The 12,829-nt window shown below is 32.6% G+C and carries 9 protein-coding genes; 7 read left to right on the top strand and 2 right to left on the bottom strand.

Translation table 11 applies throughout. The annotated features are described in order from the left end of the window. The first annotated feature begins 442 nt into the window (after positions 1-442). From LO744_RS15320 to LO744_RS15290, 7 genes are all read left to right on the top strand, one after another. Positions 443-1,126 (top strand): TIGR02117 family protein, encoded by a 684-nt coding sequence (locus LO744_RS15320; RefSeq protein WP_230670880.1) that lies wholly within the window; start codon positions 443-445, stop codon positions 1,124-1,126. 5 nt (positions 1,127-1,131) lie between these two features. Further along, positions 1,132-1,788 (top strand): murein L,D-transpeptidase catalytic domain-containing protein, encoded by a 657-nt coding sequence (locus LO744_RS15315; RefSeq protein WP_317207268.1) that lies wholly within the window; start codon positions 1,132-1,134, stop codon positions 1,786-1,788. Between the two features lie 260 nt (positions 1,789-2,048). After that, positions 2,049-3,890: a cytochrome-c peroxidase gene (locus LO744_RS15310; RefSeq protein ID WP_230670875.1), complete on the top strand. Its 1,842-nt coding sequence runs from the start codon at positions 2,049-2,051 to the stop codon at positions 3,888-3,890. Between the two features lie 160 nt (positions 3,891-4,050). Next, positions 4,051-6,198, top strand: coding sequence for an alkaline phosphatase PhoX (locus LO744_RS15305; RefSeq protein WP_230670874.1), 2,148 nt, complete (start codon positions 4,051-4,053; stop codon positions 6,196-6,198). 53 nt (positions 6,199-6,251) lie between these two features. Continuing rightward, a complete protein-coding gene (locus LO744_RS15300; protein ID WP_230670873.1) occupies positions 6,252-7,148 on the top strand; it encodes a leucine-rich repeat domain-containing protein in 897 nt (298 codons plus the stop codon). Between the two features lie 433 nt (positions 7,149-7,581). Next, positions 7,582-8,085 (top strand): hypothetical protein, encoded by a 504-nt coding sequence (locus tag LO744_RS15295; protein WP_230670872.1) that lies wholly within the window; start codon positions 7,582-7,584, stop codon positions 8,083-8,085. 536 nt (positions 8,086-8,621) lie between these two features. Next, entirely contained in the window at positions 8,622-9,533 is a 912-nt protein-coding gene (locus tag LO744_RS15290; protein ID WP_230670870.1) for a patatin-like phospholipase family protein, read from the top strand. A 13-nt stretch (positions 9,534-9,546) separates the two neighbouring features. On the opposite strand, the gene LO744_RS15285 is transcribed toward LO744_RS15290, so the two are convergent. After that, positions 9,547-10,236, bottom strand: coding sequence for a virulence factor (locus LO744_RS15285; RefSeq protein ID WP_230670868.1), 690 nt, complete (start codon positions 10,234-10,236; stop codon positions 9,547-9,549). Then, positions 10,233-12,809, bottom strand: a complete 2,577-nt coding sequence (locus LO744_RS15280) for a phosphatidylglycerol lysyltransferase domain-containing protein (protein ID WP_230670866.1) — start codon at positions 12,807-12,809, stop codon at positions 10,233-10,235. Before LO744_RS15280 ends, LO744_RS15285 begins: the two co-directional genes overlap by 4 nt. Positions 12,810-12,829: the final 20 nt, after the last annotated feature.

Here is a 12,829-nt window from a genome sequence, read left to right as displayed (position 1 = left end):
CCTTTCCTATAAAAGAAAAATTGACTTTCAAAAAGAGTTTATCTTTAAGAAAATCAACGTTTTTTCTGTGTTCTTTTAGGAGCTTTTTTTACTCTTACTTTAAATCTTTTCTGGGATTTCGTGTTTTTAAGCATATTTGTGAATCTTTGTTAGTTAAATTTAATTAATTTTTAAATTAAAATAGATACTTTTAGAAAAAAATTAAGATTAAATTTTTTTAATACATGACATTTTTTTAAACCGCAAAAGTGACAAAAGATTTTATTATGGATAAGTCATCCAAAAGCTAACAAAACAAGTGATAAAGTAAAAGAAACATTTTGTAAACTTTTGAACTTCTCTTTTTTCAATCATTTCTTTTGATGCTTTTGCGGTTAAAAAGAGATTTTAAGTTTTTGTCATGTACTAAATTAAATATTATTAAAATTGAAGATATTAAAACATGAGTGTAAAAGTTATATTATTCTACTTTCTGAAGACTCTTGGAATCATCCTTGGAGTTGTTGTGCTGTACGCAATTCTGGGTTATTTGCTTCCTTTTATAGAAGTTTCTGCAAAAGATGATGGCGAGAAAAAAGAAATCCCAATTTACATCTATACCAACGGTGTTCACACCGATATTGTAATGCCAGTGAAAAATGAATTGCACGATTGGAGTGCAAAAATTCCGTTTGCCAATACCACCTCAAAAAAAACAGATTATAATTATGTAGGAATTGGGTGGGGCGATAAAGGTTTTTATCTAGATACTCCAACTTGGGCTGATTTGAAATTTTCAACGGCTGTAAAAGCGGCATTTTGGATGAGTGAATCTGCAATGCATGCGTCATTCTACAGAACGATGACCGAGGCTTCTGACTGTAAAAAAATAATGATTAGTAAAAAACAGTATCAGGATTTGGTAAAATTTGTTGAGGCTAAATTTGATAAAGATACAAATGGCAATTATATATTAATTCCTACTAAAGCTGTTTACAGCGATAACGATGCCTTTTACGATGCGCAAGGAAGCTATAGTTTTTTGAATACTTGTAATACTTGGGCAAATGATGCATTGAAAGCTGCCGGACAAAAAGCTGCGTGGTGGACACCAACAGATTACGGAATTTTTTTACATTATAAATAAACAGGGTGAGGATTTTTTATTTAATTTTCGTGGTTTTTATTTTTTCGTCATGCCAATATGAACCGAAAAATCCCGTTAATAAAGCAGTTTTCGATTATAAAAAGATAAGTGAGGATGAAAAGCCTGAATTGGATTTAATAAAAACAAAAAAGAAAGCAGAAGAGGCTCTAGCATTTTGCAAAAGCAAAAAAATGAATACTGATTTCTGTATTTTAATTGACATGAGTCTGCATTCTGGAGTTAGTCGCTTTATTATTTGGGATTTTAAAGAACAGAAAATTGTTAATAAATATTTGGTAGGTCACGGTTGTGGAAATAATAGTTGGAGCAGCGATGGTTCAAAAGATAATCCTCAATTTAGTAACCAAGACGGAAGCCATCTTTCATCTTTGGGGAAGTACCAATTAGGCGAAAGAGGGCGAAGCGATTGGGGAATTAATGTTAAATATTTAATGCACGGTCTCGATAAAACCAATAACAATGCGCTAAAAAGATTCATCGTTTTTCATTCTTGGAATTTGATGAGTGATGAAGAGGTTTATCCCAAAGGTTCTCCGGAAGGATGGGGCTGTCCTACGATTTCGAATAATGCGATGAGGGAATTAGACCCGATTATTCAAAATGCTAAAAAACCTCTGTTGATGTGGATTTATAATGAATGATTTTTAGAACTTATTTTAAGTTTTATTATTCTAACTTTTGTATGATTGTTTAATCAGTAAAACAAATTAAACCGTGTCAAGGTTCTGAACCTTGACACGGTTTTTCATCACATACTCTTACTTTTTTAGATTTAATAAAGTTTAACGCTTATGGTTACAATAATCGAAAATGCAGATGTTATACTTGCAAATGGTAAACATTATTTAATTTTTGCGTAAAATTCTTGTAATCTAGCCAGATTACTTTTGCGATTAAAACTGTGAGATATTATCTTTTACTTCTTATTCCGTGTGTTTTCATTTTTTCTGCAATGTCTTTTAATCCTGTTAACAAAGGTGTTGAAAATGACAATAGATTTATAAACAGAGGTTTACGTGAATTTAAAATTGAGTTAGAATACTTGAAAAATGATGTAGAACTCTATTCCCAAGAAAAAATTTCCTTAGAAAAACTTCAGCAAACTTTAAGAAATACCAGAAACTCTTTTAAAGAAATAGAATTTTTCGTAGCTTATTATTATCCTGAATTCACCAAAACGCATCTTAATGCTGCGCCGCTTTTTCACATAGAAGCTGCCGGAACTTCTGCGTATACATTGCCTCCTGAAGGTTTACAGGTTTTAGATGAACTTATTTTTTCTGACGAAGCCAATGAGCAAAAAGAAGAAATAAGCACCATTACCAATTTTCTGTACAACAGTTATGCAAACTTTTATCTAAGTGCTTTAAATAATGGGTTAAGCTCAGGAAATAACAAAACATTGCCTTTGCGAATAGAGCTTATTAGAATCTACAGTTTGGGAGTGACAGGTTTTGATACTCCAGGTTCGCTTAATATTTCGGAAGAAGCTGCTCATGCTTTAAAAGGAATGAGTGAATACATTAATGATGAAGCTTATTTTAAAAATTTTAGAACAGAAAAAGCGAATGCACTTATTCAAAAAGCGATTACTTATCTTGGAAAAAATACCGATTTTGAGTCTTTCGACAGAATAGAATTTTATAAGAAATTTGTTCAGCCTTTATATGCCGAATTAGGCAGTTGGGATGGTAATCCTGATGACCTCAAGGATTTCTCGGGTTGGAATGTTTCAAATAAAGATTTTTTTAAAGCAGATTTTTTTGACCCTTATTTTTATACTATTTTAAAACCTTCTGAAGATTCTGAAGAGCTGAAAAAACTGGGTGAAAAGATTTTCTATGACCAAAGCTTCAGTGCTGTAGGAACAATGAGTTGTGCGAGTTGTCACCTGCCAGAAAATGCATTTACCGACCTGAAACAGAAATCTGCAAGTAATGTAGAAGGAAAAACGGTTTTAAGAAATTCTCCTACGCTGTACAATGCTGTTTTTGCGAAAAGATTTTTTTATGATATGCGTGCTTTTTATCTTGAGCAGCAGGCAGAGCACGTGATTTATAATCAGGATGAATTTAATACTGATTATCAAAAAATTGTACAAAAACTGAATGGTAATAAAGAGTATAAAAAGGAGTTCAAAAAAGTTTTTAAAGACGGAAAAATCAATAAGCAGAATTTTTCTAAAGCACTAAGTTCTTTTGTAGCATCTCTGTATTCTTTTGAAAGCGATTTTGACCGTTTTATGAGAAATGAAAAAGAAATTTCTGAAGATGCTAAAAAGGGTTACAATCTATTCATGGGAAAAGCCAATTGTGCAACTTGTCATTTTGCACCGCATTTTTCAGGTCTTGTACCTCCTTTCTTTAATGAAAATGAATCTGAAGTTTTAGGGGTGACCAAACTGCCTATCTCAAATTTACCTATAGAGCTTGATGGCGACAGAGGACGAATAAATTCTAATGTGAAAAAAGAAAATTCATGGATTTATGAAAACTCTTTCAAAACCACGACCGTGAGAAATATTGCCTTAACGAAACCTTATTTCCACAACGGAGCTTTTAATACACTTGAAGAAGTGATTGAATTTTATAATGAAGGTGGTGGCGAAGGTTTAGGTTTGCCTATGAAAAATCAGACGCTTCCTGCAGATAAACTTAATCTGACAGAAATTGAAAAAAAGCAACTCATCAGTTTTCTAAATACATTAACCGACATCAGCAAGGCTAAGAAGTTAGTAAAATAAAGCTTTCGTTTTTTATCGAGTTTAAATTTAATAATAAGTTAAAGTTCGTAACATTCACGTTCAGTTATCTTAATATTCATCGGGGTTTAATTAAAGATAGCGTAACGTAATGCCGAGACAAAAAAAATAGTTTTGCATCGTAAATGAAATTTTAATAAAAGTGAAAAGAAAACTACTTAGTATCGCAGCTTTGGCATTGATGACGACATCGATGATCCAGGCACAGACTACGATTTTTGCATTGCAAAGTGCATGGAAGTACAACGACGCAGATGTTGCATTGCCTGCAACCTGGAAAAGTTCCAATTATGATGTTTCAGCTTGGGCTGTAGGAAACGGACCGTTAGGATATGGCGATCCTGTTACTACTTCTTTCATCTCAGGAGTAGATACCGCTTATCTTATCAAAGATTTCACCGTGAATTTGGCAGATTTGTCCAATACGATGGAATTTGGAGTAAGAAGAGATGACGGAATTATTGTGTACTTAAACGGAGAAGAAGTAATTAGAGATAATATGCCTTCTGGAGTTGTTACTCATAGTACTTTCTCTAGCACAACGGTTGACGGAGCTGCAGAAACGGCTATTAACATATTCTCTATCCCTAAAAACAAATTTGTACAGGGAGTTAACAGAATTTCAATTGAATTGCACAACAGAAGTGCTACAAGCTCAGATTTAACAATCGATGCGTATCTTAAAACAACTACAACTGTAACTCCACCGGTTTTAAATTGCACCGGTACACATATCAGTTGTTTTACGTCAATTGTTCCTACAACGCAGACTTCAAAACTAATAATTCCGGTTGAGCATAAATATCAGCTGATTCTAAAAGAGGGTGATAGTTATACAGAAGGTGGCGGAATGGTTGGTGGTCTTAATGACTTTACGGCTTATGTTGCTAAAAATAACAGCAGTACTGATGGTTATCTTTCTGTAAACCATGAAACGAACCCAGGAGGAGTTACCATGGCAGAAGTTAACTATAATACAGCTACGAAGCTTTGGCAACTAACAAAATCAAGAGCGGTGAGTTTTTCAGCACCAAGTCTTGTACAGACCATCAGAAACTGTTCTGGAGGAATTACACCTTGGGGAACTGTGGTGACTGCTGAAGAATCGGTTACTGCAAATGATATAAATGCTGATGGATACAAAGATTATGGATGGTTGGTAGAAATTGACCCTGCAACAGCACAAGTAATGTCACATAACCAAGCCGGAACTAAAGATAAGCTTTGGCAAATGGGAATCATGAATCATGAGAATGTTGTTATTAATGATGCGGGAACTACTGCTTATTACGGCGAAGATGGCGGAACTCACATGGTTTACAAATATGTGATGGATACTCCAAACAATTTGGCTTCAGGAAACTTGTATGTTTTGAAACTTGACCAGGGATTAAGCGGCGGAAACCCTGTTGCTACTACAGGACAGTGGATTCAGATTCCAAATAAACTTCAGGCAGATCAAAATAATACAGCTTCCTTAGCTCAGTCAGCTGGTGGTACTTCGTTTAATGGAGTAGAAGATGTTGAGATAAGCCCACTTGACGGTAAAATTTATTTTACAGCAAAAGGATTAGATAAAGTATACAGAATGACAGACAACGGAATGACGCTTTCAAACGTAGAAACTTTCGTGGGAGGTGCTTCAACTACCTATTCATTCAATACGGCTCAAGGAGTAAAAACTGAAGCTTGGGGAGACGGAAACGACAACCTTACTTTTGATGAGCTAGGGAACCTTTGGGTACTTCAGGATGGAGGTAAAAATTATATTTGGGTTATTAGTCCAGATCACACAGCGGCAAATCCTAAAGTAAGATTATTTGCATCAATGCCTGCAGGATCAGAGCCTACTGGTCTTACCTTTACACCAGATAAGAAATTTGGTTTCTTCTCAATACAGCATCCGAATTCTACCATTTCTACTGATGTAGACGCTACAGGAAATACGATAGACTACCGAGGGAAATCTGCTACAGTGGTGGTTGCTTTACAGCAGTTTTTAGGAACGTCGGGAAGTTTGGGTACAGTAGAAGTTGTTAATGAAAACGATGTAACGGTAGCGCCGAATCCTACTTCGGGAATTGTAAAAATCAATTCTCCGAAAGCACTGAAAAATCTTGAAATTACTGCGTACAGCATCGACGGAAAGATTGTCTATAAAAAGAAGGTGAATGGTTCTACAACAAATTTAGAGTTAGATTTCACCAATGAACTTCAGGTTTCGAGAGTTTTAATATTAAATATTGAAGCAGACGGTTTCCAGAAAACAGCTAAGATTTTCAAAAAATAATTTTAATTCTTTATAACGGTCGTCGGATTTTTTTCGGCGATCTTTTTTTGTTTATGAAAAAATATATTTGCCTTTTGTCTTTATTGTGTATTGCTAAAATAAATGCGCAGATAGATCCTGTAAAATATCCTACTTATACCAATATGGAGGCAGCTTTGAAGTCTGAGAAAACCGTCTATAGCTTAAGCTTCAGAGATAAAGGTTTATTTAATTTACCTCCGGATATTAAGAAAATGGATTCTGTTTTTTTTCTGAATATTATGGGGAACAATCTGGAAAAGCTAGATGATGTGCTTTTTTCACTTTCGCAACTTGAAATCCTTAATATCAACGAAAACAGCATTAAATATATTCCGGATGAAATCAGTAAACTTAAAAAGCTGACTACATTTTCTATGAATCTTAACCAGTTGACGGAACTTAATCCTGAGTTTTCAAAACTTCAAAATCTCAAAGAGATACATCTAGAGGCCAATAATCTCAGTGTTTTTCCTAAAGCGCTGACAAAAATTGCGGGACTGGAAGAAATCAATTTACACAGCAATCAAATAAGCATTATTTCTGATATTGATAAAATAAAAAGGCTTAGATTTCTGAATCTTTCTTCTAATCAGATTAATGACCTTCATGATACCGACTTTCCTGGTCAGCTCAAATATCTGGAACTTCAAAAAAATATGCTGATTACCCTTCCCAAAAATGTTCTTACTTTAAAAAAATTGGAGTTCCTTAATGTAGGTGAAAACAAGATATCAGATATTTCACCCCAAATAAAAAAATTAAAGAACATTATCAGTCTTAATTTAGCCAATAATCAGTTAAAATCATTGCCGAATGAGCTTGCTGATTTAAAAACCCTCAAAACCCTTATTCTTACAGGAAATCCTCTTAAGATAACTGAAGTTGAAGCTCTCAGAAAAAAAATGCCTGAAACTCAGATTTATTTTTAATTGTGTTCTAAAGATTAATTAAAAAGCAAAAACCTTTGAAAAGATTTCAGAGGTTTTTTTGTATTATAGGTTGAAATTTAGAAAATTTTTATAAATCAATTTAATTTTAAAAAAAGTACCAGATAAGCCTTATATTAATTCTCTTGAATAGGATTTTAATATTAGGTAAGTAAAAGTTAGATTTGCATTTGCTTGTTTTTAAGAATTAAAACCTAATGTATTGATTCTTTGTGTTTTTTATAGAGACTTCAAGTGTTAAGATAGATTCTATGGCAAATCATGCAATCCAATTAATGCAAAATAATTTTATAATAGTGAACAACAGGAGGTCGTTAAATTTTAAAAGTGTCTATGACGGCTGCTATCTTCGAGTTTTTACACCTGAACGTGTGGTGGTTGATTTATTAAACAATTTGATAATAGAGATAAAATAATGAAAATTTATAAATTATTAAATAGTTGCATTGTATGTATTTTTATGATGCTCACATCTTGCAACGATAAAGATCAGTTAATATTACAGAAAGTAGATCGGAATGATAAAGATTATGAAATTAATATTTACTTAAACAATCCAACATCTAAAAATTATTATATTTTAGCACCTCAGTGTATAATAAGTGAAAATAATTTTAGTTCTGTTGGCAAATTAAACCAATATGATTTCTTTGTAAGTGATACCATTGATAGCATTGTTAGCGAATTGTACGGTCAAGATAAACAATCCATACCGATAATTCTAATACCTTCTAAAAAAATAAAGAAATTGAATTTTAAGTTTGACAAAGGCAAAACATGGTTTAAAAACACAAGTATTGATTTCCCATTCAATATTAAACATGAAAAATTATTTATCTTAGAAAAACAATTAAATAACAATGTTATTCCTGAATATTCTTTTTATTCAAAAACTGTAAAAGGTTTAAATTCAAGATAAGGTTTGTAATTATCATAAATGTAAATCCCCGCTGCGCAAAGTCTCCCGACTTTGAGCTAATAAAATAAAATTTATTGCACGAAATATGAGAATTTTTAGAACTAATCATATTGCTAGATTTTTACTAAAAATAATCTTTAATTGTAAATAATTTAAAAACCATAGTTTTATTTTATGTGTATAATTATTGGATGAATTTCTTATGTTCTAGAATAGATGCTATAGAGTCATGATTTACTAAAATAAACACTAAATAGTCGCGAATTTTCAATTTCTCTAAACAAATAAAAACCTCTGAAAACAAATGATTTCAGAGGTTTTTTTGTGCCCATAACCAAAGAGATATCGAAGCATTTAGAGTAAAAGATAGAAATAATTTCACAATTTAAAAGCTGCGTCTCTATTAATTATGATTAGAATAACAAGTTGAAAATGATAAAAATTGATAAGTAAATGAAGTGGTGATAAATGTGTGAAATTTTTTAAGCTATTATTCCATATTCTTCTTAAATTCGATATAAACTTAAAATCAAACTATGGAGGCATTGGTTATTTCAGGCGGAGGGAGTAAAGGTGCTTTTGCGGGAGGTGTTGCCGAATATCTTCTAAGGCATTCTAAGAAAGAGTATCAACTATTTGTAGGAACCTCAACAGGAAGCCTCCTGATTCCTTTTCTTGCCCTTGGGGATATAGAACGGATTAAAAAACTTTATACCTCAATTGAGCAATCAGATATTTTTACGGTCTGCCCATTTAAGATTAGGAAAAAGAATGGTAAGGTCAAAGTAGGGATTAATCACTTTGGTATTATAAAACAATTTATAAAAGGACAAAAGACTTTAGGCGATAGCACCAATCTTAGAAACCTCATCCGGGATAATTTTTCAGAAGAAGATTTTCAAAGGATAAAGACATTAAAAAAAGAAATCGTGGTCACCGTTGCGAATCTTACCAATCAGCAAATAGAATATAAATCGTCTAATGATTATAGTTATGAAGATTTCTGTGACTGGATTTGGGCATCTTCCAATATGGTGCCTTTGATGAGTCTTTGTCAAAAAAATGGCAGTGAGTATGCTGATGGTGGTTTTGGTAATCTTATTCCTTTGCAGGAAGCACTCGTGAAAGGTGCGACATCGATTGATACAATTGTCCTTCGATTAGAAAAAACTTCCTATAATAATCCGCCTTTACAAAATATATTGGATGTTTTTGCACGAACTACAGATTTTATGCTCAACCAAATCGCCAATGATGACTTGATTATTTCCCAACTGGAAGCCGCCACTAGCAATGTTAATATTAACTTTTATTTCATAAAGAGAATATTGACCACCCATTCTTTTATATTTGATAAAGAAGAGATGGCAATTTGGTGGCAGGAAGGTTTCGAACTTTTTCAAACTACCGAATGCCGGACGCATGTGTTGAAAGCAAAATCAGAATAAGGTTTGATATGAATTATTTCAAATTGTCATTAATAAAATCAGCCAGCATTTTTGTATTTCCGCCATAATGATGGTCTCCGGCAATATGCTTCATTTGATAATTTTCCCCCAGAGTAATTTGTTTGTACGGAAAAACGGTAAATTCGTCATCACTCAGAACAACCATTACCGGAACGTTTCCCATCTTATTAATCTCAGGAATGACCAAAAGGTTTTGTTGACTTCTTTCACCAGCATTAATATATTGAATTTGAAAATTATTCGTTGTAGTAGGTCCGATAATAAATACTTTCTGTATTTTACTTTTTAAATCATCACTCAATCTATTGTAGATGAACGGAGCGACCTCTGAACCAAAAGAAAATCCAGCAATGATGACCTGTTGGTTTTTTCGACCTTTCAATTGTTTTTTTATGTATTTTTCAATGTCATGAGAGGCTTTTTTAGGGGTTTTATGTTTCCAGAAATAAGATTTGGTGTCTAATGCAAAAACATCATACCCTAAAGAATGTAAATTATTTCCCATTCCTTTTGAGAAAGTATTAAATCCTGAGTCACCACTTATGTAGAAAATAATGGGTTTGTTGGAATGAGAATTCCATTCTGCAACTTTAAAATCACTATTAGATGTTAGCTTAAGGATGATAAATCCAATAACTAACAAACTAAGAATGATGGTTATTGTTTTTACTATTTTTTTCACGGTTTCATCACTTTGTTTAATACTGTTGGGATTTGTAATAAATCTAGGTCGTTATTGTAAATCAAATATTTATTTTCCCAAAGTTCAGCATATTTTTCTTTAAAATTTCTTAGCGTTTGATAGTGTTGGAAGCTTCCTATTCTTTGGTAGGCAAATTTCAGAATTTCTTCTGCTGTATTATTGGGTTCATCCAATCCTGCCATGGGTGTCATTCCCATATTGATAAATTGCAGTTTTTTATCTTTTGAATATTTAATAAGCTTTATAATCAAAGCATCAATACTGCCATTTGGTGCTTTTTCTGTTTTTCTTATCATATCATAACTGCATTCGTCTGGAGCACAATGCGGAATGATATTAAGAAAAGCCACGCAATTTGCTTCTTCATCAGAAATAATGATTAAATCCTGCTCTTTTACAACCTCTCTTTCAAACATACCTTCTGCAAAGACGATTTCTTTTTTATCAAATTCCTTTAACCATTCATTGGAAACCAATTCAATTTTATCTAAGATTTCATCATTGTGTGGCGCATATTTTATTTCCGTTACAAATCCTGATTTTTCCAAAGTGTTGATTCCATTACGAATAGACTTTTTGTCTTTACCTGTTAAACTAAATTTTTCAGTATCAAGAATAGCATCCTGACCAATAAACAATTTTTGCTTTTTAAATGGTAGAAAATAGGAGAGTTCACTTTCACCAACTCGATAATAAATTGTTTTCAATCCGTTATTTTTACAATAATCTTCAAATTCTTTAATTAAACTGATTGTATCACTTTCTGCACAAACCGGAGTTTCCAAAATCACGGCAAAACTATTGGCTACTCTGTATGATAAAAAGCCCTCCCGGTTTTCGGCAAAAAATAATTGCTTGTCGGAGGTTAGCTTAAAATAATCCAATGATGATATACCAAATTCTTCCACAAGATTTTCTGCATCATTTCGGTTTTCCCAATCACTTTGTTCAATCAATTTATTGGTTCGGTAAAATGAAAAAATCAGAACCAGCCAGGAAACAATTCCCAAAATATAATTCAATTGCTGGAAGTCTCTTGCGAAACCCGTGTGCGGAGTTAATCCTGAATCTTTAAATAATAGAAAAGTGTGTAGTGTATAATAAAGAGCTTCTTTTTTTGTGAAATCTATTCCGAAATGAGATGGGTCTATAAAATAGAAACTCAGATAATTGAAAATAAAAATACTCACGAAAATTCCTAAAAACCAACTAAATCCACGTTGGAAAAAAACTTTATTGACTTTGAATGTGTATTCTTTACGACTGTAAATCAACAATCCAAACGTGAATAATGCGAAAAGAGCTTCTTCATAATCTAAAGCTTTTATAAGATTGAAAATAATAGAACTGATGGTGAGAATCAAAGCAAAATACCAAGCCCGTTTACTTCCTTTAAATAAATTCGCTGAAGTAATGAGCAATAATATTCCCGACAAAAGCGTGAACATCTTCGAAATGTGTATGAAATCTTGTGAGAGATAGCTTTTTACAATAAATAAACGATTGGTTAATGCAGGGGTAATGACAGAAAGGATATTAATAATACCCAAAAAGAATATCATGATAACAGGTAATAATCTGGCAAATAGTTTTCTGCCGCTCCATAAATAAGCGATAACGCCTAAAAGTAAAGGCAGCCAAAATTCAAAAAAACGATAAAGTAATGTAACGCCTAGGGCTTCGGTGTGATGATATCCAAAATTAGTAAGAATGTAAGTCAGTGAAAATTCAACAGCTCCTAATCCTCTTAAAAATGGAGAAACAATCATCAACAGGATTGAAATAATATATGATATTGCTGCTGCCGTAAAAGATGGTTCTACACCAAAAGCATACATTGCAATGAGCAGATGAAAAACACCGCAAAACTCAATAATTACCGATACAGCAACGGTGTACCAAAAATATTTTTTATCAATTTCATTATTGAATATTTCATCAATAGAGCTGATAATCTTCGGGAATCTTTTTTCGACGACCCGATAAAGGAAATTCTTTTTTCTAAATGATATAAAAATCCCATAAAGTGCTAATAATAAAATGGATAATGAAATAATACCAAACCAACTGTTGTCAAAAGCTTTATTAACCGAAACAGCGTATAAAATCAAAGGAATTCCTACGATAAGCACCGTCAGAAATCCTACAAAGCCGTAAATCGCGCTTGCTTGATGAATTTTAGAAGATTTATATCCTTTAATTCTAATATTTCGAGGAAGATAGGCGAGAGAACTTACTCCTCCGGCAGGTAGAAAAATACTTAGAAAATTACGTTTTAAAAATAAATTGATTGAATCTGAAAGCTTAACATCTAATTTAACGCTTCGGAAACTGGTAACATACATCAGCCCCTGAAGAAAAACATATATAAACACTAAAAGAATTCCTATAAAAACCCATTCAATTTTTGAATTTTTTAGTTGAGGACCGATAGATGAAAGTTCGTGTCTTTCACTCCTGAAAAAGACAAACGCTAAGAGCAAAACAATAATTGCTAAGACTTCTTTCCATCGAATTAATCTGATGACATTCGATAATTTGACGATTTTCATACCATTTTTATTAATGAAAC

This window comes from Chryseobacterium turcicum (assembly GCF_021010565.1).
GTDB classification, from domain to species: Bacteria; Bacteroidota; Bacteroidia; order Flavobacteriales; family Weeksellaceae; genus Chryseobacterium; species Chryseobacterium turcicum.
Note: the sequence above shows the minus strand (reverse complement) of the source record. Positions and strands in the feature narration are given on the sequence as shown.